Here is a 19,472-nt window from a genome sequence, read left to right on the forward strand (position 1 = left end):
CGCGGGGCCGCCCGGCCGGACGGTCCCACGGACGACAGGGCAGGCGGAGCTCCCCCGGGTCAGCCGGCGATGGCGATCTTGCCGTCGGCGGCGGCCCGCGGCTCCCGCTCCGGGGCGGGGGCGGTGGCGGGGGCGGTGGCGGTGAGGCCCTTGAGGAGTCCCGCGAGGTCGATGCCGGTGGTGGCGCCGAGCAGTTCCATGCCCTGGGCGACGTTGTCGGCCACGCCCCGGGTGAGCTTGCCCGCGCCGTCGGTGGAGATGACGGTCAACTTGTCGATGGCCGCCAGCGGTTCGGCCGCCTTGGCCACGATCTGGGGCAGCGCCTCGACCAGCATCTGGACCACGGCCGCGTCGCCGTAGCTCTCGAAGGCGTCGGCCTTCTGCTGCATCGCCCCGGCCTCGGCGGAGCCCCGGGCCGCGATGGCCGCGGCGTCCGCCTCGCCCTCCAGGCGTACGGCCTCCGCTATCGCCGCGCGCCGGGCGCGTTCGGCCTCGCCGCGCTTGGCGCCCTCGATGGCCTCGGCCTCGGCCAGGGCCGAACGGCGCTGCTTCTCGCCCTCACCGGTCAGCCGGGCCCGCTCGGCTTCGGCCTGGGCCCCGGCGATGTCGGCCAGCCGCTCGGCCTCGGCCTGCTTGACCCGGGCCACGCGCAGCGCCTCGGCCTCCTGCTCCGCCTGGTAGCGGCGGGCGTCGGCGGGCTTGCGGACCTCGGTGTCGAGCTGGCGGTCGGTGAGCGCCGCCCGGCGTTCGGCCACCTTTTCCTGCTCGGCGAGGATCTGCTGCTGGCGGTCGGCGTCGGCCAGCGGGCCGGCGGCGTTCGCCCGGGCCGCCGCCGCGTCCGTCTCCGCCTTGATCTCGGCCTGGCGCAGGTACAGCGTCCGCTCGGCGACCGCGATCTCCTCCTCGGCCCTGAGCCGGGCCTGTTCGGCCGCCTGGCGGGCACTGGCCTCCGCGATGTCCGCCTCCTGCCGGGCCCGGGCGGCCTCCGGGCGTCCGAGGTCCTCCAGGTAGGAGCCCTCGGTGGTGATGTCCTGGATCTGGAACGCGTCGAGGACCAGCCCCTGCCCGGACAGGCTCGCCTCGGCCTCTTCGGCGACCTGGCCCGCGAACGCGGCACGGTCACGGATGATGTCCTCCACCGACATCCGCCCGACGATGGCCCGCAGGGCGCCCGACAGGACCTCCTGTGTGAAGCCGACGATGCCGTCCTGCTGCTGGAGGAAGCGCTGGGCGGCGGCGCGGATGGCGTCCTCGTTGCCGCCGACCTTGACGATCGCGACGCCTTCCAGGTTGGCCTTGATGCCGCGCAGGGTGACCGCGCCCCGCACCGCGATGGGGATGTGACGGCTGGACAGGTCGAGGGTGTAGCGCTGCTGGACGAAGGGGACGACGAAGACCCCGCCGCCGACCACGACCTTCTGGCCGCTGTTGTCGGTGAACACCGCCCCGGTATCGGGGTCGGTCGACCTCTTGCCACGGCGGCCCGTGATGATGAAGGCCTCGCTGGGCCCGGCGACCTTGTAGCGGGTGACGACGACGAGGGCGAGCAGCACGAGGAGTACGACCACTCCCACGACCGCGGTGACGACAGAACTCATGTGGATCCCCCCTGCCTCCCTGGGGGGGGGCAAGTTCGGTGGTGAACGGAACAGAACTGATGGGAAGGGGTACGGGAACGGGTACGGCCCGGTCAGGGCGCGACGGCGCGGACGACGACCGAGGTGGACGACGGCGTCGCCAGCACCCACACCTCGGCGCCGAGGGCGACGGGGCCGTCGGCGGTGGCCGCGTACTTGACCGGCTGGCCGCCGAGCCGCAGCAGCACCTCGCCGTAGCCGGCCGCCGGAATGGCGGTGACGACGGATCCGGCCGAACCGACGAGCTCGCCCTGCCGCGGGGCGGCTCCGGCGTCGTCCCGGGCGAGCGAGCGGGAGAACCGGTACGTGAGCCAGCCGGTGGCCGCTCCGGCGGCGGCCCCCGTGGCGGCCGCCGCTCCCGGCCCGAGACCGGTGGTCCCGAGCACGATCGCCCCCGTGAAACCGAGCATCGCCACGAAGCCCGCGATCACCGGGAGCGACAGCCACCCGTCGAACGGTCCGAGCGGGACACCGCCGAGGCTGCCTTCGAGCACCCCGTCGAACACCAGCGAACAGGCCAGCAGGGCGGTTCCGAAGATGCCGAGTCCCAGCAGTACCCCCATGGACGGCCTCCCCCGCGGCTGACGTTTTCGCCGGACAGCCCCATCGTGCCAGCGGGGGCGGCCCGCGTTCATTGCCAGGTTCCGGCAGTCTTTACGCGCCTTTGACGCAGCCAGGCCCGGCCGCCCACGGGGCTACGGCTCGATCAGGCCCACGCGGATCGCGTAGCGGGTCAGTTCGAGACGGTCGCGCAGCCCGAGCTTCTGGAGCAGATTGGCCCGGTGCCGCTCCACGGTCTTGGGGCTGATGACGAGGAGGTCGCCGATCTCCTTGGAGCTGTGGCCCTCGGCGACGAGCTTGAGGATCTCCTCCTCGCGTTCGGTGATGGGCCGTTCCGGGATCGGACCGCCGTCGCGGGCGCGGTCGAGGTAGGTGCGGATGAGGGTGGATTCCGCCCCGGGGTAGATGAACGGCTCGTCCCGCAGCACGGCCCGGCACGCTTCGACGAGGTCGCGGTCGGCGACGGATTTGAGGACGTAGCCCGAGGCGCCCGCGCGCAGCGACTCGAAGAAGTACTGCTCGTTGTCGTACATGGTGAGCATCAGGATCCGCAGCCCCGGGCGGGTGCGGGCGAGTTCCCGGGCGGCCTGCAGACCGGTCCTGCGGGGCATGGCGATGTCGAGGACGGCGAGGTCGAGGTCGAGGCGGTGTGCCAGGTCCACGGCTTCGGCGCCGTCGGCGGCCTCCGCGACCACGGCCAGGTCGGGCTCGGCGTCGAGGATGAGGCGGACGCCCCGGCGCACGAGGGTGTGGTCGTCGGCGAGCAGGATGCGGGCGGGCCGGGAGCCGGGCCGGGAGCCGGGGCCGGGGTGGGTCGTCATCGTGTGGCCCTCGTCGAGTCGGGGGAGGCGGCGGCGCCGGTGGTGTCGAGCCGGACCTCGGTGCCGCCGTACGGGCCGGGGCCGATGGCGAACGCGGCACCGATCAGCAGCGCCCGTTCCCGCATGCCCCGGATGCCGGCGCCCTCGGCCGCGTCCCCGAGCCCCCGCCCGTCGTCCCGGACCAGCAGGACGACGCCGCCGCGCGGCTGCGGCCGCAGGTGGACCTCGACGCGGGTGGCGCCGGAGTGGCGGGCGGCGTTGGTCAGGCCCTCCTGGGCGACGCGGTAGAGGACGAGCTCGGTGGCGGGGTCCAGGTGGGGCGGGCCGGGGGTGATGTGGGCGCTCACACCCAGCCGGCGCGGGGTGGTGAACTCGGCGGCCAGGGACCGCAGGGCGCTGTGCAGGCCGAGTTCCTCCAGGACGCCGGGGCGCAGCCGGCGGGCGATGCGGCGGATCTCGTCCAGGCTGGCGCGGGTGGTCTCCTGGGCCTGGTGCAGATCGGTGCGGACCGGCTCGGGGGCGCGGTCGGCGGCGTGCTTGATCTGGAGGAGGACGGCGGTCAGGGTCTGGCCGATCTCGTCGTGGAGTTCCCGCGCGATGCGCGTGCGCTCGGCCTCCAGCGCGGTGAGCACCCGGCCGCTGCTGGTGGCCCGCTCGGCTTCGAGGCGGTCGAGCATGGCGTTGAAGGTACGGGTGAGTTCGGCGACCTCCCCGCCGCCCGTGACGGCGGGCCGGGTTCCGGGCCTGAGCAGGTCCGCGGTGGCCATCGCCCGGTTCAGGCGGGCGAGGGGGGCCAGCCCGACCCGCAGCAGCACCGCGTTGACGACCAGCATCGCGCCGAGGCCGCCGAGGACGACGAGCGCCTCGCCGGCGCGCACGGGCGTGGAGACGGTGACGGGGCCCAGCAACAGGCCCACGGCGACGGCCAGGACACCGGCGTTCAGGAGGAAGATCCGCCAGTACAGAGACACGGACACACGCCTTTCCGGCCGGTCGCCCGGCATCCGCCGCGGCCACCCGGCCCGCCCGGCCGTCCCGCCTGCGGCCGTGCTGACCTGCGGCGGAACCCACGTCCCCGCCCCATCCTCACCGGGACGGCGGGCCGCTGTCCATCCGTGCCGACACCCATATTTCCGTCATGCGAAAAGTGGCACCATGGGCCCGCCGAGCGGCCTCCCCCTGCCCGGGGCCGAGCCGCCGGCTGTAGCTGTGTACGGAACGAACACGAGGGGGACGGCTGTGCCCGCCGCACGGATGCGCACCACACCACTGCCCGGCATCGGGGTCCAGTACGACCTCACCACCCGCGAACGCCGCCACCTGTCGGTGATCGCCCACCGTGACGGCACCCGGACGGTGAACGTCTACCGGGGCGACGACCCCGACGCGTGTGCCCAGTCACTGCACCTGACCGGGGCGGAGACGGGCTCGCTGATCGACGCGCTGATGCCCGCCCACCACAGCCCGAGCCTGCTGCACACCACCGACCTGGGGCTGGTCGCGGAGCGGATCGAGCTGTCCGGGCACTCGTACTGGAACGGGCGGCTGCTCGGCGAGACGCGGATGCGGACGGAGACGGGGGTGTCGATCGTGGCCGTACTGCGGCGCGCGGAGGCCCGTCCGTCACCGGCGCCGGACTTCCGGCTGGCCGGCGGGGACACGTTGATCCTGATCGGCACCCGCGAGGGCGTCGACGCGGCCGCCTCGATACTCGGACGGGAGTGACGCCCGTGCACTCCGCTGTCTTCCTGATCGAGTTCGGTGCGATCATCCTGGGCCTGGGGCTGCTCGGCAGGCTCGCGGGCCGCTTCCACTTCTCGCCGATACCGCTGTACCTGCTGGCCGGGCTGGCCTTCGGGACCGGCGGGCTGCTGCCGATGGGGGCGAGCGAGGAGTTCGTCGCGATCGGCGCCGAGATCGGCGTCATCCTGCTCCTGCTGATGCTGGGGCTGGAGTACACGGCCAGCGACCTGGTCTCCAACCTGAAGACCCAGTACCCGGCGGGGCTCGTCGACTTCGCGCTCAACGCCGTACCGGGCGCGGCCGCGGCGCTGCTGATGGGCTGGGGGCCGGTCCCGGCCGTGGTGCTGGCCGGCGTCACGTGGATCTCCTCCTCGGGGGTGATCGCCAAGGTGATGGGGGACCTGGGGCGGCTCGGCAACCGCGAGACGCCGGTGATCCTCAGCATCCTGGTCCTGGAGGACCTGGCGATGGCGGTGTACCTGCCGATCATCACGGCGCTGCTCGCCGGGGTGAGCCTGGCGGCCGGCAGCGCGACCCTGGCCATCGCGCTGGGCGTGGCGGGCGCGGTCCTGTTCGTGGCCGTCCGCTTCGGGCGCGTGATCTCCCGCTTCGTCTCCAGTGACGACCCGGAGAAGCTGCTCCTGGTCGTGCTCGGGCTGACGCTGCTGGTGGCGGGCATCGCCCAGCAGTTGCAGGTGTCCGCCGCGGTCGGTGCCTTCCTCGTCGGAATCGCCCTGTCCGGTGAGGTGGCCGAGGGCACGCACACCCTGCTCAGCCCGCTGCGCGACCTGTTCGCCGCCGTGTTCTTCGTCTTCTTCGGCCTGCACACCGATCCCGCGAGCATCCCGCCGGTGCTGCTGCCCGCGCTGGCGCTCGCCGTGGTCACGGCCGGTACGAAGATCGCGACCGGCTACTGGGCGGCCCGGCGGGCCGGGGTCGGGGTCAAGGGGCGCTGGCGGGCGGGGGGCACGCTCGTGGCCCGCGGCGAGTTCTCGATCGTCATCGCGGGCCTCGCGGTGTCGGCGGGCATCGAGCCCGCCATGGGGCCGCTCGCGACCGCGTACGTCCTGATCCTCGTGGTCATCGGCCCGTTGACCGCCCGTTACACCGAGCCCGTGGCCGCCTGGATCGGCGCCCGCCGGGCCCGCTCCGGGCCGGTCCGGGCCGCCGTACCCGCCGGGGCGGGGTCCGCGGAGGAGCTCAAGGAGCAGGCCGGGGCGCAGGATCCGGCCGGACGGCCCTGAGCGGCGGTCCCGGCCGGGGCGCGCATCCGGGCCAGGGGGGAGCCGGGCGGCCGGGGTAGGGTTGCCGGGGCCGTGGGCGGCGTCGCGCCGCCCGGCCCCTGCCGGCCGGCCCCTCCGTATCCTCCCGCACACCCGGCCCTGCCCGAACGGGTGTGCCCGAGCACGACAGGTTCCGTCTCCCGTGTCCTCCCCTTCCGCCGACGCGTCCACCGACGCTTCGGCTGACGCTTCCACCGGCGCTTCCACCGGCGCTTCCACCGGCTCTTCGGCTGACGCTTCCGCCGGCGCCGCCCGCGCCTCCGCGCCCGCCCCCGCCCCCGCCCCCGGCTCCGCCACGGCCGCGCGCCTGCGGGGGCTGAAGCCCGGCTGGATCTCCGACCCGAAGGTCTGGCGCACCGAGGTCCTCGCGGGCCTGGTCGTCGGCCTGGCCCTGATTCCCGAGGCGATCTCGTTCTCGGTCATCGCCGGCGTCGATCCGGCGCTCGGCCTGTTCGCCTCGTTCACGATGGCGGTCGTCATCTCGGTCGTCGGCGGCCGGCGGGCGATGATCTCCGCGGCCACCGGCGCCGTCGCCCTCGTCATAGCCCCGCTGAACCGCGAACACGGTCTCGGGTACCTGATCGCGGCCGTGATCCTGGCGGGCGCGTTCCAGATCGTCCTGGGCGCGCTGGGGGTGGCGAAGCTAATGCGGTTCGTGCCGCGTCCGGTGATGGTGGGCTTCGTCAACTCGCTCGCCGTCCTGATCTTCATGGCCCAGATCCCCGAGCTGTACGACGTCCCGTGGGCGGTCTACCCGCTGCTCGCCGCGGGCCTGGCGCTCATGGTGTTCCTCCCGAGGATCACCACCGTGATCCCCGCCCCCCTGGTCTCGATCGTCGTCCTGACCCTCATCACCGTCGGCGCGGCCATCGCGGTGCCGACCGTGGGCGACAAGGGCGAGCTGCCCTCCTCCCTGCCGGTGCCGGGGCTGCCGGACGTGCCGTTCACGCTGGAGACGCTGACCACGATCGCCCCCTACGCGTTCGCGATGGCCCTGGTCGGCCTCATGGAATCGCTGATGACGGCCACGCTCGTCGACGAGATCACCGACACCCGCTCGAACAAGACCCGCGAGTCCGTCGGCCAGGGCGTGGCCAACATCGTCACGGGCTTCTTCGGCGGCATGGGCGGCTGCGCCATGATCGGCCAGACGATGATCAACGTGAAGGTGTCCGGCGCCCGCACCCGGCTGTCCACCTTCCTCGCGGGCGCCTTCCTGATGGTGCTGTGCGTCGTCTTCGGCCCGGTGGTCTCCGACATCCCGATGGCCGCGCTGGTCGCCGTCATGGTCATGGTCTCGTGCGCGACCTTCGACTGGCAGTCCATCGCCCCGGGGACGCTGCGGCGGATGCCGGCCGCCGAGACCGTCGTCATGCTCGTCACCGTCGCCTGCGTGATCGCCACCCACAACCTCGCGATCGGCGTCGTCGTCGGCTCGGTCCTCGCCATGGTCCTCTTCGCCCAGCGCGTGGCCCGCTCCGCCGGGCTGAGCGCCGTCGTCGACCCCGACGGCGCCACCGTCGTCTACCGGGTCACCGGCGAGCTGTTCTTCGCCTCCGCCAACGACATCGTCGGCCGGTTCGACTACGCGGGCGACCCCGGCCGGGTCGTCATCGACCTCGGCGCGGCCCACGTCTGGGACGCCTCCTCCGTCGCCGCCCTCGACGCCGTCACGGCGAAGTACGCCCAGCGCGGCAAGACCGTCGAGATCACCGGTCTCGACTCCCCCAGCGCCCGCCTCCACGAACGGCTCAGCGGCGCGCTCGCGGCGGGCCACTGACCGCACGGTGCGGGTTCGGAGGCGGAGCGGCCTCCGGGCCGTCGCGGCGCAGGTCGGCCAGCAGCCGTCCGGCGTCGTTGAGGAGCGCGCCCTGCACCACGGGCACCGACGCGGGGGTCTCGGCGGTCGCCCGGGCCTGCCGTCGGATCCGCTCCAGCTCCCGCCGCGCCCCCTCGATCAGCTCGTCGAGGTCGCCGTCCTCCCCGGGAGAAGCGCGGCCGGTCTCCCGCAGCGCACGGCCCGCCGTCCGCAGCAGGCGGGCCAGCCCCTCGCGGAAGGGGGCGGTCAGGTGCTCCGTCTCCCGGTCGGCGAGGGCGTGGTCCAGCGCCCGGGTCATCGACCGCAGGTGGGTCAGGCAGCCTTCGGCGACGGCGACCGCTTCGCGCGCGCGGGGCAGCGCCTCGACCGCACCGGCGGTGCTGCGCCGGGGATTGAGGCGGCCGTTCTCGATCTCGGCCCCGATGCCGTGGCGCACGTCGTGGCAGCGCGCGGCCAGCTCCCGCCCTTCGCGGCGCCGGCGCCGGACCTGCTCCGCGTCGGGTCCGGCGGTGTCGAACGCCCCCGCGAGGTCCTCGGCCAGCAGTGCCGTCGCGTCGAAGAGGTCGGCGACGGCCTGCCGCCGGTGGTCGGTGTGGCGGGCGGGGGCGAGGATCAGGTGGGCCCCGAGGCCGCAGAGCGCGCCGATGGCCACGGAGGCGACCAGGTGTCCGATGTAGTCGATCCGCCCCGCCCCGGAGGAGAAGGCGAAGAAGCCGATGACGGCGACCTGGGTGCCGTGCTGCCCGAACCGGCGGATCCGTCCCAGGCACAGCGCGATCAGGGTGAGCAGGGCGAAGGTCCACACGCGGATGCCCGCCACGGCGGCCAGGGACGCGGCGAGCAGGGCCCCCACCGTCATCGCCACCAGGTACTGCACGCAGTCCCGCACCGAGCGGTACACCGTCGCCTGCAAGGTCACCAGCGCGGTGAAGGGCGCGAAGGTGGAGACGGCCGGCGGCAGCAGGTACCGGGCCAGCGTCCACGCCCCCACCGCCGCGCACACCGACTTCACGCCCAGTACCAGCGCGTCCCGTTCGCTCCCCGTCCCGCGCAGGGCGCGGCTCAGGTACCGGCCCCGCCCGGCCGCCGCCGCGGCGGCCCTCGCGGGCAACGCACGCCATCCGGGCAACGTCGACCACCTCCTGCCGCCCGCCTTCCCGGCCGCCGCGCGGCGAACCCCCCGCGCCCGGACCGCTCCGGCAGGGCTCCCGCAACCGCGCGGACCGGGCACCGGGGTGGGATCGGGAACTCCGGGTAGTCGCAGGTCATGGATGCCACAGAGAACACCCCGCTGCGCGCCGTCGCGCTGGTCTGCACCCTCTCCCCGTCCCCGGCCGCCTCCAGCTCCGAGCTCCTCGCCCGGCAGACCCTGGACGCGCTCGCCGAGCACGGCGTGAGCGGCAAGACCATCCGGATCGCGGACCACGACGTGAAGCCCGGCGTGGAGACCGACATGGGCGAGGGCGACGCCTGGCCCGACATCAGGGAGACGGTCCTCGGCACCGACATCCTGATCATCTCGACGCCGATCTGGCTCGGCCACCCCTCCAGCGTCTGCCAGCGGGTGCTGGAACGCCTCGACGCGGAGATCGGCGAGAGCGACGAGGAGGGCCGCATGCTCACCTACGGCAAGGTCGCCGCGGTGTGCGTCGTCGGCAACGAGGACGGCGCGCACAAGGTCAGCGCCGACGTCTTCCAGGGCCTGAACGACGTCGGCTTCTCCCTCGCCCCGAACGCCGTCACCTACTGGGTCGGCGAAGCCATGCAGGGCACCGACTACCAGGACCTCGACAAGACCCCCGAGAAGACCGCCGCCACCACCAGGACCCTCGCCGCCAACACCGCCCACCTCGCCCGCCGCCTCAAGCGCAGCGTCTACCCGCCCTCCTGAGCGCGGCGGCAGGGCCCCGCGACCGCGAAGGAACCGTGTACGGAGGAGTACGGAAGTGATCCGGAAATTGCAGGCGGTCGCGCTCGACTGCGCCGATCCGGCCGGGCTGGCCCGCTTCTACGCCGAGCTGCTGGGCGGCCGGGTGGTCCAGGACCCGCAGGACCCCGACTGGGTCGAGGTGCACGGGTTCGAGGGGACGCCGCTGGCCTGCCAGCGGGTGGCGGACCACCGGCCGCCCGAATGGCCCGGCGGACGCCCGCCCCAGCAGCTGCACCTGGACTTCGACGTGGATGACCTGGAGGCCGAGGAGGCGCGTGCCCTCGCGCTCGGCGCGACCGTGCTGGAGCGCACGGACCGGATCCGCCCGGACGCCAACTGGCGGGTCTACGCGGACCCGGCGGGGCACCCGTTCTGCCTCTGCCTGCACTGAACGTTTGGCGGCCGCGTACGGGGACATACGCGCGGTGGACGGTGGCGGCGGTGCGCCTCAGGAGACGGGCGCACCGCGGCGGCCGGGCGGCCGCAGGCGGCTCCGTTCCCCCCGGAGCCGCCAGGGCCGCCGCCGAACGCGGCCCCGGCGGGCAGGAGACCGGCATGGACGAGTCCCGGGGCGACGGGCGGCGCCGCCTGCGGGAGCGGGCCGGGGCGACGCTGTTCGGCCGGGTCGCCGGACCCTCGGGTCCCGCCAACCGCGCCCGGATCCACACCACGCCCGGACCCCGCTGGTTCGGCCCCGAACGCCCCATCCGCGCCGTGCACGGCGACGCCTCCATGTTCATCGGGGGGCTGAGCGCGCTCCTGCTCCAGTCCCTGCACCCGCTCGCCATGGCGGCGGTCGCCGCGCACTCCGGCTTCCGCGGCGACCCCTGGGGCCGCCTCCAGCGCACCAGCACCTTCCTCGCCGTCACCACCTACGGCACCGCGCACGACGCGCAGCTCGCCGTGGACCGGGTCCGGGCGGTGCACGCGGCCGTACGGGGCACGGTGGCGGGGCAGCCCTACACCGCGGCCGATCCGCACCTGCTGGGCTGGGTGCACGCCGCCGAGGTGGACAGCTTCCTGCGGGCCCACGAGCGCTTCGGCGCGCACCCCCTGGACGCCGCCGGGTACGACGCCTACGTCGCGGACACCGCCCGGGTCGCGGCGGCCCTCGGCGTGCTGGACCCGCCCCGCGACCGGGCCGCGCTGACGGCCCTGCTCGCGCGCTACCGTCCCGAGCTGGCGGCCACGCCCGCGGCCCTGGACGCGGCCCGCTTCCTGCTGCGCCGGCCGCCCCTGCCCCGCTCCGCCCTGCCCCCGTACGCCCTGCTCGCCGCGAACGCGGTCGCGCTGCTGCCCCCCTGGGCGCCCGGCCTGCTCGGCCTGCGCCCCGCGACGGGCCCGGCGGCGGCCTGCGTCCGCCTGTCGGGTCACGCCCTGACCCGCTCGATCCGCTGGGCCCTGACCCCACCCCCGCCCCCGCCCCCGTCACCGGCCGGCGGTATCTGAGGCCCGCGCCTCGTCCGCGCCGCCGTCGCCGGGGGGCTTGCGCCCCGGCGTGCGCTGGAGCCAGGCGGAGTCGGATGGTCGTGGACGACCGTGGCGGAAGGTCGCGCCGGGGCTGTCCGGGCCCATGGTCGAGCTCGTGGCACTGCTGCGCCGGGAAGTCGCTCCCGGCCGCCGCCCCGGCGCGCAGGGCCGGGTCAACGAGCTCTTCCGGCGCGTGCAGGGGACGAGGATCACCACCACGGCGGTCAGCACGGTCGCCATGCAGGCCGACGGCGCCAGGCGCGTCCGTGGTGCCCGTGCGGTCCTCGGGCGCGAAGGGGTCCTCGTACTCGGACGCCTCCCCACCGATCGGCGGGTCGCGCGGAGTCTGGGGCTTCCGCAGCTCGGCCGGGGGGAGTGGCTCGGCGTCAGGGTCGCGCGGGCGGCGGACGGCCCGGCCCCCGGCGCCTCCTTCGAGGCCGACGGGCGGCGGTGGGTCGTCGCGGGACCCGACGACCCCGTGGAGCCCGCACCGGACCTGCGCACCGTCGAAGCGGGCGACTGAGCGGACGACGGCCGGCTCCGCGAGGGACGGTCGCTCTCGGCCTGCGTCTGGCGGGTCAGGGGGCCGCGAAGGGGCCCGTGGGGGCGAAGGCGCGTGCCGCGAAGCGCTCGCCGATGCGCCGGTGGGCGGCCGCGTCGGGGTGGAGCCGGTCGGGGAGGGGGAGTTCGGCGCAGTCCTGCTCGCCGTAGAGCTCGCGGCCGTCCAGGTAGTGCAGGTGCGGGTCGGTGGCCGCCCTGGCCTCGACGACGCGGGCGAGGGTGTCCCGTACGACCTTCAGGGTGAGCTTGCCCGCCGCGACCTCGGCCGGGTCCCCGGCGGCCTTGAACTTCAGGCGGCCGGTGCCGAGGTTCTCGAAGTCCGCGGCGGTGGGGCCCGGGGTGTCCTCGTGCATGGGGCACAGTACGGGCGACACGACCAGCAGCGGGGTGTCCGGGTGGCCTTCGCGCAGGGTGTCGAGGAAGCCGTGGACGGCCGGCCCGAGGGCGCGCAGCCGCATCAGGTCGGTGTTGACGATGTTGATGCCGATCTTGACGCTGATGAGGTCGGCGGGGGTGTCGCGCATGGCGCGTGCGGTGAACGGGTCGAGCAGGGCGCTGCCGCCGAAGCCGAGGTTGACCAGCTCGACCCCGCCGAGCCGGGAGGCCAGGGCGGGCCAGATGGTGGTCGGGCTCTCGGCGTCCGAGCCCTGGCTGATGGAGCTGCCGTGGTGCAGCCAGGTCCTGCGCCCGCCGGGCACCGGGGCGGGGCGGACGGGGAAGTCCGTGCGCAGGGCGACGAGTTCAGTGATCTCGTTGTACGGCAGCCAGATCTCGACGTCCTTCTCCCGGTCGGCCAGGCCGGTGAAGCGGACGGTGCCGACGGGGCCGGCGACGGTGCTGGTGGTGCCGGCGGACGTGTCGAGGAGCAGGGTGTTGCCGCCGGTGGTGCTCGCCCGGCCGGCGAGGCGGCCGTCGATGACCAGGTCGTAGACGCCGTCGGGCCGTTCCGGGGCGCCCGCGTAGGCGTTCTTGGTGCGCAGGGTGTCCAGTTCGACGGCGGTCGCGCGGGTGCGGAAGGCGAGCCGTACGCCGCTGGGCTGCATCTCCGCCATGGCGATCAGGTCGCCCTCGGGGATCTGCCGGCGGGCCCGGGCGGGGAGCCGGTGGGGCAGCAGGCCGTGCGCGGTGCGTTCCAGTTCGAGGGCGCCGCGTACGAGTCCGTCGGTGAGGGGGGTGGTGGTCCAGCGGTGGCCGGGGGTCGTGCCGGGCATGGTGGGTCCCTGGTGCTCGGAGTGTCGGGGGCGGCGGGGGCCTCGGGGGCCGGGTCAGGGGGCCGGGTCAGGGGCGGGCCAGTTGCGCAGGAGCGCGTCGAGGGCGTTCAGGCACTCCTCCCAGGACTCCTGCGACCCGGGGGCGCTGTGGCTGAAGCCGCCCGCGAGTTCCAGGCTCACGTAGCCGTGGAAGAAGCCGCCGAGGAGGCGGACGGCATGCGTCTGGGCAGGCTCGTCCAGGTCGTAGCCGCGCAGGACGGCCCGTGTCATCTGCGCGTGGCGGCCGCCGGCACTGGCGGCGGCGGCTTGCGGATCCAGGGGGAACTGAGCGGCGGCGTAGCGGCCGGGATGTGCGCGGGCGTAGTCGCGGTACACGTTCGCCTGGGCGGTCAGGGCGTCCTTGCCGGCCCTCCCCGCCAGCGCCTCGGCACCTCGGTCGGCGAGCTCCTCCAGGGCGAGGAGGGCGATGCGCGTCTTGAGGTCGCGGGAGTTCTTCACGTGCGCGTACAGGCTCGCGACCTTGACGCCGAAGCGCCTGGCCAGCTCGGAGACGCTCACCTGGTCGAAGCCGAGCTCGTCCGCGAGCTCGGCGCCCGCCCGGACCAGTCGTTCGGTCGTCAGTCCCACTCGTGCCATGAACATCCTCCTGTTTGCCTTGGGCCAGTATGCATTTGCCTAAGAGCTTTAGGCAAACTAGCGTGGGCTCCATGAAGCCGTTGACCGAGCAAGAGATCCGCGCCGCGTTCGTGAACTGTTCCAAGGGGGAGGCCAAGCGCCTGTCGGTCCCCCGCGACCTGGACGAACGCCCCTGGGCCGACCTGGAGTACCTGGGCTGGCGGGACCCGCAGGCCCCGGACCGCACCTACCTGGTGGCCGAGCGGGACGGGACCGCCCGGGCCGTCGCGATGCGCTCACCGAACCACCTGGTGGGGCAGGGCAAGCGCAACATGTGCTCGCTCTGCCTGACGACGCACTCCGGGGGCGTCTCGCTGATGGTCGCGCCGAAGGCGGGCAGGGCCGGCAAGGAGGGCAACTCGGTGGGCACCTACATCTGCAGCGACCTCGCCTGCTCCCTGTACGTACGGGGCAAGAAGGACGCGGGCATCGGCGGCCGCCTGCACGAGACGATCACCCTGGACGAGAAGGTCCAGCGGATGGTGGAGAACCTGTCCGCCTTCCTCGCCAGGGTGACCGCGTGAGCCCCGGCTACCCGGTGTCCGCGGACCCGGCCGTCGCGTTCCCCGTCAGCACGCGGACGACGGCCGCGTTGCCGGCGGTCCGCTGGAGGAGCCGGAGGCGGGCCACCACCGCCGGATCCACCTGCGGCCCCACCTGCGGACCCGGCGGTTCCGGCCGTTCCGCGGCCCCCGGCGCGGGGACCGCGGAACCCTCGTGATCAGCCACTCAGCTTGATGGTGAGCGTCGCGCCGACGAACTGGCCCGTACCCGTCCAGCCCTCGTGCCAGGTGCGGCCCGCTTCCTGGCCGTACATGCGGAAGTACCACAGCGGATCGTTGCCGCTCGTGGTGTCCAGGCCGCCCTCGGGCTGTTCGCGGTAGTAGTTCTCCATGGTGACGTAGTCGTTCCCGCTCCTGGCGACGACCCCACCGAAGTGGTAGGGGGTGGCGCCCTGCGCCTCGTCGACCTGGGTGGCGTCGGGCTGCGCCATGACCGTCATGCCCTCCCCGACGTCGGGGGTGGGCGCGTGCTCGTTGACCCCCAGGTCCCTGAGCACCTCTTCGGCCCGCTCCGCGTCGTCCCTGACCAGCTGCTGGAAGCGCCCGCTCATGCCCCGCGTGATCTCCAGGTACCGCTCCGCGCCCGGTCCCCCGCGCGCACCGAAGCCCACGGCCTCCTGGTAACGGCCGCTCCACTCGCCCTGCGGATCCAGCCGCACGAGGAACCTCTCCACGACGTCCCAGTACGTCCGGTCGGCTCCGCTCGCGATGCCGGGCTTCCTGGTGACGAACCAGATCATCTCGTTGCAGCGCTGCGGTCCGTGCACCTGCGCACCCTTGAGCTTGTCCCCGCCCTTCTTCGCGCGGTACTTGGGCTCGACCTCGTACAGCGTGACCTTCCTGCCCGGTCCGTTGAGGGTCAGGGTCCGGCCCGTCTTGGAGAGGGAGATGCCCGCGCCCTTGTCCTTCCCCGGAAGCCGCGCGGCCGAGGCGCTGATCTGCTTGTCGGTGGCGAAGAAGTTCTTCGGCTCCTGCCCGCGGCCCGCGTGTTCCACGGCGAGGTCGAACCCGTCCGACACGGCGAGGTCCACCTTGCCCTGGTACACCAGGTGCGGCTTGGGCGGGTCGTCGGGTGAGATCTCGTCGAACCAGCTCTCCCGGACGTTCGTGTCCTGGCCGACGAAGAACGCGTCGGAATCGGGCTTCTTCACCGGATACTCCGCGGAGTCCGCCCGGATGACGTGCATCCGCTGGACGGCCGGGGTCCGGCCGCCGCCGCAGCCGTCGCCCGGGGAGCAGCCACCGCCCGCCGGATGCCCGGCGGGACCCTTGTCCGCGGTGTCGGGGCCGTGGTCCGCGCCGGTCGTGCGCTGCACGCTCGCCGGCCCGCTCATGACCGCCTCCGCCTTCCGTTCGGCGTGCCGCTCCCCCGCGTCGCCGGGGCTGGACATGCTGACGCCCGCCCCGCTGTCCGTACCCGGGACCGGGCCCGCCCGCTGGTCCTCGTAGTGGGTCAGCTCGTGGGCCCACGCCTTCTTGCTCATCTCGCCGCCGACGACGATGTGCGGACCGGAGGTGAAGGCCTCGGCGTCCAGCAGGGCGGCGGACTCGCGGGCTTGCGTCCCCTTGTGCACGAGGACCCCGCTGAAGTCGGCTCCCCCGAAGCGCTGCTCCATCTCCGTACGCAGGCCGTCCTCCATCGGCGTGGCAGGCGAGGTGATGCCCAGCTTGAGGGCGGAAAGCTGTAGCTGGGCGTGGTCGGGGGCCTGCTCCAGCGGACCCGGCCGGACCGGCGCCACGGCCTCGCGCTGGACGTGCTGGGGGTGTTGGACGTGCTGGGGGTGCTGGGGGTGCTGGGGGTGATTGACGCGCTGGACGCGCTGGATGTGCTGGATCCAGGCGCCGCTCAGCGTCGGTGCCGCAGGTCCGCCGACGGGCTTCCCCGCCGCCGTGCCCTCCGGCCGGCCGGTCCTCGGATGTAGGTTCCGCACGCGTTGTCCTCTCCGCCGCACAAGGTCACCTGACCCGCCATCACTACCGCGGCGGCCACCCGGCGGGAAGGTCCGCGAGTGCACCACCGGGGGCACGCGTGGCCGGACGGGCCCCGCCCCGCGGTCAGTCCCCCGCCGGACGGGGGTCCGCCGTCGCCAACGGGCCGGCCAGCGCCCGCCCTTGCCCCCGGGGCCGCCGGGCCGCGGCCGGGGCGGGGTCCAGGGCCGTGGTGAGGTGGCGGCGGAGCAGGGGGCCGAGCCGTCGGTCGACGTACCGGTTCAGCACGGCCGCCAGCAGCAGCGAGAACAGCAGGCCCACCGAGATCGACGGCAGCAGGCCGAGGTCCGGGACCGCCTTGAGGACGCCGCGGGCGACGGGTATGCCCACGCTCTGGTGGACCAGGTAGAAGGGGTAGGTCAGGGCCCCCGCGTAGATCAGCACCCGCCACCGGAGGTGGCGCATCCGGCTGAGGCCGGCCAGCAGGAGCAGCGCGAGGAAACCGGTGAGCACGGCCGCGCTGACCGGCCAGCCGGAGGTGGGGTGCGTGGCCACGCGGTCCTGGAGGACGGTGAGGGTGTAGCACCAGGCGAAGCCGGTCAGCAGCCACAGCAGCGGGTTGGGGCCGAAGCGGTGCATCAGGTAGCAGGCGATGCCGGCGACGAAGAGGCCGACGTACTGGCTCAGCAGGAGCTCGTCCAGGACGGCCGAGTCCAGCTCGCGGCCGATGGACGCCAGGAGCAGCCAGAGGAACCCGAAGGCCACGACGCGCAGATAGGTCAGGCCGATGAGCAGCAGGGCGCCCATGAGCAGGTAGAAGCGGGCCTCCACCCAGAGGGTCCAGGCGACGCCCGCGGTGAAGTCCACGCCCAGCGGGCCGGGGATCATCGTCAGGTTGCCGAGGGTGGTGCGCAGGTCGGTGGGCGCCCCGGAGCGCTGTCCGATGAGCACGGTGACGGTCCCCATCGCGACGACGAGCAGGACGACGGCCCAGTACAGGGGGAAGAGCCGGGCGATGCGCGAGACGGCGAACCGGGCCGGGGTGCGGTCCCAGCAGCTCATGCAGATGACGAAGCCGCTGATCAGGAAGAACGCCTCCACGCCGAGCCAGCCGTAGCCGCTGACGGCGTGGAGCAGCGGGGCGGCCTGGGGCAGGTCGTGGGTGTCGCCCCAGAAGCGGGGGGTCGGGGTGCCGACGTAGTGGTACGCGGCCACCGCCAGGGCCGCCAGCAGCCGCAGCGCGTCGATCGCGGCCAGGCGCCCGCCGCCGTCCGGCGCGTCCGCCGGTCGCGTTCGGGTGGCCCGGGCGGGACGGAGCACGGTGCGGGCGGCGTCGCGGACTGCGGACTCGGACATGGGTTCTCCTGTGGCGGGGCGGCCGGTCGCGGGACCGCCGGTGGGGGAAGGAGGAGGGCGGGCCGCCCCGGCCCGGCCGGGCCGTCAACTCGCCGGTGTCAGGCCGGGTTCACCGGACCGGAGCCGGCGCGGCGGCCGATGCGCAGGGCCACGGCGGCGAGCGCGAGGGCGCCGACGGCCGTCAGGATCTCGTCGGCGTCGACCCAGCCCGAGAAGGACAGGGTGACGAGGAGCGGCGCCGCCGCGAAGGCGAGACCGGCGGTGCTGCGGATCCCGGCGAAGGCCGGGCGGCCCGCCAGGACGAGGGCCGCGGCGAGCGGGACGCCGAACCGCCAGGGCAGGACGAGGCCGATGCCGAGCGGGTCCGTCACGACCATCACGCCCACCAGCAGTACGGCCCAGGCCACCAGGGCGAGCAGCCCGGCCGTGCCGCGCACGCGGCGCTCCGGGCGCAGGTCCGGCGGGCACGCCAGCGGGAGCGCGGCCATCAGGACCGGCGCGAGCAGGAAGCCCACCGCCCCCCACGGCAGTTCGAGCGGCTCGTGCCGGATCGGGTACAGGAACTCCGCCGCGCCGCCCACGGTCCCGGCGACGGCGCACAGCACCCCGGGGACGTGGCGTCCGGCCAGCGCGATGACCGCGCCGATCAGGGTCAGCAGGTAGCAGCCGTTGGTCAGGGTCATGAGCGGGCCCGCCGCGCCGTCGGCCCCGGCGGTGCGCATGACGTACCAGTCGCCGACGGTTCCGATGAGGTTGAAGGCGGCGTACGCGGCCGTCGCGGCCAGGGCGAAGGGGGCGGCGCAGGCGGACAGCCGGCCGCCCGGCTGGGCGGAGCCGATGCCCAGGCGCAGGCGCAGGGCGTGCGCGACGATGTCGGCGGCCTCGCGCATCCGGGCGCGCGGGCCCGCCCCCTCGGTCGCCTCCCGGTAGGACTCGGCTATCTCGCCGCCGAACGCGCGGCGGAACCCGGCCGGGTACAGGCGCAGCAGTACGGGGTTCACGCGGTGGCCGCCTTGCCGGTGGCACCGCCCGGGCGCCGGGCGGCACCGGCCAGGCGCCGGGTGGCCTCGCGCGCGGTGGTGGTGATCCGCTCTGCCTCGGCGGCCAGGGCCGCGCGTCCGGGAGGGGTCAGGGTGTAGGTGCGGCGCAGACGGCTGTCGACGACCTCCTCCTTGTGGACCTCGATCAGCCCCTGCTGCAACAGGCGCTCCAGAGCGCCGTACAGGGTGCCGGTCCGGAGCTTCACCCGGCCGCCGGAGATGGCCTCGACCTCGCGGGCGATGGCGTACCCGTGGCGTGGTTCGTCGGCGAGCGCGGTGAGCAGCAGCAGGGTCGGTTCCTGCATCGCACGGTCAGTCATGTGACCAGCATATGTCATTCACCGGCATATTCCGTCAGGTGGAGGGTTAGGCCAGGACACCGTCCCCTTGCCGTTGCCCTTGCCGTTGCCCTTGCCGTTGCCCTTGCCGTTGCCCTTGCCGCGGCGGGCGAACTCGTCCACGATGCTCCACAGCACACAGGACAGGGGAGACAGTGACCAGGAACAGCAGCCCAGGAAAGCGCCCCGCAGCGGCGGCAGCCCTCGTACCGTTCCTGGTGCTGGCCGGGTTGCTGCTGGGCCCGACGGCCACCGCGTCGGCGACCACGTCCGCCCCGGCCGCCGTGCGGCAGGCTCCCGCCACGGCGGCGCTCGCGCACGACGCCCTCGCGGCGGGCTCCGGCGTGGCGAGCGGGCTGCGCGCGCCGACGTCCGCCCAGGCCCGGGCCGTCACCGGCATCAAGAAGGGCAAGAAGAGCAAGAAGAAGAAGAGCGGGTTCCTCGGCAAGCTCGTCCTCATCGTGCTCGTGGTGCTCGTCCTGATCGTCGTCCTCTACCTGGTCCGCCGGACCCTGCGGCGCAGGTCCTCCTGAAC

22 protein-coding genes are annotated in these 19,472 nt (G+C 74.3%); 9 read left to right on the plus strand and 13 right to left on the minus strand.

Annotated features, from left to right (window positions below):
• Positions 1-59 precede the first annotated feature (59 nt).
• The 4 genes from ACGFXC_RS27175 to ACGFXC_RS27190 all read right to left on the minus strand — a co-directional run bounded on the left by ACGFXC_RS27175 (position 60) and on the right by ACGFXC_RS27190 (position 3,990).
• Positions 60-1,598, minus strand: coding sequence for a flotillin family protein (locus ACGFXC_RS27175; RefSeq protein WP_393717006.1), 1,539 nt, complete (start codon positions 1,596-1,598; stop codon positions 60-62).
• A 92-nt stretch (positions 1,599-1,690) separates the two neighbouring features.
• Positions 1,691-2,200: a hypothetical protein gene (locus ACGFXC_RS27180; RefSeq protein ID WP_393717008.1), complete on the minus strand. Its 510-nt coding sequence runs from the start codon at positions 2,198-2,200 to the stop codon at positions 1,691-1,693.
• A 132-nt stretch (positions 2,201-2,332) separates the two neighbouring features.
• Positions 2,333-3,019: a response regulator gene (locus ACGFXC_RS27185; protein WP_393717010.1), complete on the minus strand. Its 687-nt coding sequence runs from the start codon at positions 3,017-3,019 to the stop codon at positions 2,333-2,335.
• Positions 3,016-3,990 (minus strand): sensor histidine kinase, encoded by a 975-nt coding sequence (locus ACGFXC_RS27190; protein WP_393717012.1) that lies wholly within the window; start codon positions 3,988-3,990, stop codon positions 3,016-3,018. Before ACGFXC_RS27190 ends, ACGFXC_RS27185 begins: the two co-directional genes overlap by 4 nt.
• Before the next feature lie 283 nt (positions 3,991-4,273).
• On the opposite strand from ACGFXC_RS27190, the gene ACGFXC_RS27195 reads away from it, so the two are divergent.
• The 3 genes from ACGFXC_RS27195 (at position 4,274) to ACGFXC_RS27205 (ending at position 7,825) form a co-directional block, all read left to right on the plus strand.
• The gene (locus ACGFXC_RS27195) at positions 4,274-4,744 is read left to right on the plus strand and encodes a cation:proton antiporter regulatory subunit (protein ID WP_393717190.1); all 471 of its coding nucleotides are present in this window, start codon (positions 4,274-4,276) and stop codon (positions 4,742-4,744) included.
• Between the two features lie 5 nt (positions 4,745-4,749).
• Positions 4,750-6,006, plus strand: a complete 1,257-nt coding sequence (locus tag ACGFXC_RS27200; RefSeq protein WP_393717014.1) for a cation:proton antiporter — start codon at positions 4,750-4,752, stop codon at positions 6,004-6,006.
• Between the two features lie 346 nt (positions 6,007-6,352).
• Positions 6,353-7,825, plus strand: a complete 1,473-nt coding sequence (locus ACGFXC_RS27205; protein ID WP_393717192.1) for a SulP family inorganic anion transporter — start codon at positions 6,353-6,355, stop codon at positions 7,823-7,825.
• Here the strand turns inward: ACGFXC_RS27205 and ACGFXC_RS27210 are convergent.
• Positions 7,797-8,975 carry an aromatic acid exporter family protein gene (locus ACGFXC_RS27210; protein WP_393717016.1) on the minus strand — a complete coding sequence of 393 codons (1,179 nt, stop codon included), beginning with the start codon at positions 8,973-8,975 and terminating at the stop codon, positions 7,797-7,799. The two genes, ACGFXC_RS27205 and ACGFXC_RS27210, sit on opposite strands and share 29 nt — an antisense overlap.
• Positions 8,976-9,131: 156 nt before the next feature.
• Here ACGFXC_RS27210 and ACGFXC_RS27215 point away from each other — a divergent pair, with 156 nt between their 5' ends.
• The 4 genes from ACGFXC_RS27215 (at position 9,132) to ACGFXC_RS27230 (ending at position 11,787) form a co-directional block, all read left to right on the plus strand.
• On the plus strand, positions 9,132-9,755 hold the full coding sequence (locus ACGFXC_RS27215; RefSeq protein ID WP_393717018.1) for a flavodoxin family protein: 624 nt from the start codon (positions 9,132-9,134) through the stop codon (positions 9,753-9,755).
• Between the two features lie 55 nt (positions 9,756-9,810).
• A complete protein-coding gene (locus ACGFXC_RS27220; RefSeq protein WP_393717020.1) occupies positions 9,811-10,185 on the plus strand; it encodes a VOC family protein in 375 nt (124 codons plus the stop codon).
• Positions 10,186-10,349: 164 nt separating this feature from the next.
• Entirely contained in the window at positions 10,350-11,243 is an 894-nt protein-coding gene (locus ACGFXC_RS27225; protein WP_393717022.1) for an oxygenase MpaB family protein, read from the plus strand.
• Between the two features lie 124 nt (positions 11,244-11,367).
• On the plus strand, positions 11,368-11,787 hold the full coding sequence (locus ACGFXC_RS27230; protein ID WP_393717023.1) for a NaeI family type II restriction endonuclease: 420 nt from the start codon (positions 11,368-11,370) through the stop codon (positions 11,785-11,787).
• A gap of 55 nt (positions 11,788-11,842) precedes the next feature.
• Here the strand turns inward: ACGFXC_RS27230 and ACGFXC_RS27235 are convergent, their stop codons facing one another.
• A complete protein-coding gene (locus tag ACGFXC_RS27235; RefSeq protein WP_393717025.1) occupies positions 11,843-13,036 on the minus strand; it encodes an SGNH/GDSL hydrolase family protein in 1,194 nt (397 codons plus the stop codon).
• 54 nt (positions 13,037-13,090) lie between these two features.
• On the minus strand, positions 13,091-13,672 hold the full coding sequence (locus ACGFXC_RS27240; RefSeq protein ID WP_393717026.1) for a TetR/AcrR family transcriptional regulator: 582 nt from the start codon (positions 13,670-13,672) through the stop codon (positions 13,091-13,093).
• A gap of 71 nt (positions 13,673-13,743) precedes the next feature.
• On the opposite strand from ACGFXC_RS27240, the gene ACGFXC_RS27245 reads away from it, so the two are divergent.
• Positions 13,744-14,235, plus strand: coding sequence for an FBP domain-containing protein (locus ACGFXC_RS27245; RefSeq protein ID WP_393717028.1), 492 nt, complete (start codon positions 13,744-13,746; stop codon positions 14,233-14,235).
• Positions 14,236-14,242: 7 nt separating this feature from the next.
• On the opposite strand, the gene ACGFXC_RS27250 is transcribed toward ACGFXC_RS27245, so the two are convergent.
• From ACGFXC_RS27250 to ACGFXC_RS27275, 6 genes are all read right to left on the minus strand, one after another.
• Entirely contained in the window at positions 14,243-14,440 is a 198-nt protein-coding gene (locus ACGFXC_RS27250) for a hypothetical protein (RefSeq protein WP_393717030.1), read from the minus strand.
• The gene (locus tag ACGFXC_RS27255; protein WP_393717032.1) at positions 14,433-16,205 is read right to left on the minus strand and encodes a DUF4157 domain-containing protein; all 1,773 of its coding nucleotides are present in this window, start codon (positions 16,203-16,205) and stop codon (positions 14,433-14,435) included. Before ACGFXC_RS27255 ends, ACGFXC_RS27250 begins: the two co-directional genes overlap by 8 nt.
• 124 nt (positions 16,206-16,329) lie before the next feature.
• Entirely contained in the window at positions 16,330-17,559 is a 1,230-nt protein-coding gene (locus tag ACGFXC_RS27260) for an acyltransferase family protein (protein WP_393717033.1), read from the minus strand.
• A 98-nt stretch (positions 17,560-17,657) separates the two neighbouring features.
• On the minus strand, positions 17,658-18,560 hold the full coding sequence (locus ACGFXC_RS27265; RefSeq protein WP_393717035.1) for a hypothetical protein: 903 nt from the start codon (positions 18,558-18,560) through the stop codon (positions 17,658-17,660).
• Positions 18,557-18,919, minus strand: coding sequence for a PadR family transcriptional regulator (locus ACGFXC_RS27270; RefSeq protein WP_393717037.1), 363 nt, complete (start codon positions 18,917-18,919; stop codon positions 18,557-18,559). The genes ACGFXC_RS27265 and ACGFXC_RS27270 overlap by 4 nt, the downstream gene beginning before the upstream one ends.
• An 18-nt stretch (positions 18,920-18,937) precedes the next feature.
• Complete coding sequence (locus ACGFXC_RS27275; RefSeq protein ID WP_393717039.1) at positions 18,938-19,075, minus strand: hypothetical protein; 138 nt, start codon at positions 19,073-19,075, stop codon at positions 18,938-18,940.
• A gap of 17 nt (positions 19,076-19,092) precedes the next feature.
• On the opposite strand from ACGFXC_RS27275, the gene ACGFXC_RS27280 reads away from it, so the two are divergent.
• Positions 19,093-19,470: a hypothetical protein gene (locus ACGFXC_RS27280; protein WP_393717040.1), complete on the plus strand. Its 378-nt coding sequence runs from the start codon at positions 19,093-19,095 to the stop codon at positions 19,468-19,470.
• The last annotated feature ends 2 nt before the right edge of the window (positions 19,471-19,472 follow it).

The organism is Streptomyces sp. NPDC048507 (assembly GCF_043199995.1).
GTDB lineage: Bacteria > Actinomycetota > Actinomycetes > Streptomycetales > Streptomycetaceae > Streptomyces.

What these genes read in the sequence shown, in the direction of transcription:
- ACGFXC_RS27175 (WP_393717006.1), bottom strand. Translation starts at nt 1,598, where the DNA reads ATGAGTTCTGTCGTCACCGCGGTCGTGGGAGTGGTCGTACTCCTCGTG.
- ACGFXC_RS27180 (WP_393717008.1), bottom strand. Translation starts at nt 2,200, where the DNA reads ATGGGGGTACTGCTGGGACTCGGCATCTTCGGAACCGCCCTGCTGGCC.
- ACGFXC_RS27185 (WP_393717010.1), bottom strand. Translation starts at nt 3,019, where the DNA reads ATGACGACCCACCCCGGCCCCGGCTCCCGGCCCGGCTCCCGGCCCGCC.
- ACGFXC_RS27195 (WP_393717190.1), top strand. Translation starts at nt 4,274, where the DNA reads ATGCGCACCACACCACTGCCCGGCATCGGGGTCCAGTACGACCTCACC.
- ACGFXC_RS27215 (WP_393717018.1), top strand. Translation starts at nt 9,132, where the DNA reads ATGGATGCCACAGAGAACACCCCGCTGCGCGCCGTCGCGCTGGTCTGC.
- ACGFXC_RS27225 (WP_393717022.1), top strand. Translation starts at nt 10,350, where the DNA reads ATGGACGAGTCCCGGGGCGACGGGCGGCGCCGCCTGCGGGAGCGGGCC.
- ACGFXC_RS27230 (WP_393717023.1), top strand. Translation starts at nt 11,368, where the DNA reads ATGGTCGAGCTCGTGGCACTGCTGCGCCGGGAAGTCGCTCCCGGCCGC.
- ACGFXC_RS27235 (WP_393717025.1), bottom strand. Translation starts at nt 13,036, where the DNA reads ATGCCCGGCACGACCCCCGGCCACCGCTGGACCACCACCCCCCTCACC.
- ACGFXC_RS27240 (WP_393717026.1), bottom strand. Translation starts at nt 13,672, where the DNA reads ATGGCACGAGTGGGACTGACGACCGAACGACTGGTCCGGGCGGGCGCC.
- ACGFXC_RS27245 (WP_393717028.1), top strand. Translation starts at nt 13,744, where the DNA reads ATGAAGCCGTTGACCGAGCAAGAGATCCGCGCCGCGTTCGTGAACTGT.
- ACGFXC_RS27260 (WP_393717033.1), bottom strand. Translation starts at nt 17,559, where the DNA reads ATGTCCGAGTCCGCAGTCCGCGACGCCGCCCGCACCGTGCTCCGTCCC.
- ACGFXC_RS27270 (WP_393717037.1), bottom strand. Translation starts at nt 18,919, where the DNA reads ATGACTGACCGTGCGATGCAGGAACCGACCCTGCTGCTGCTCACCGCG.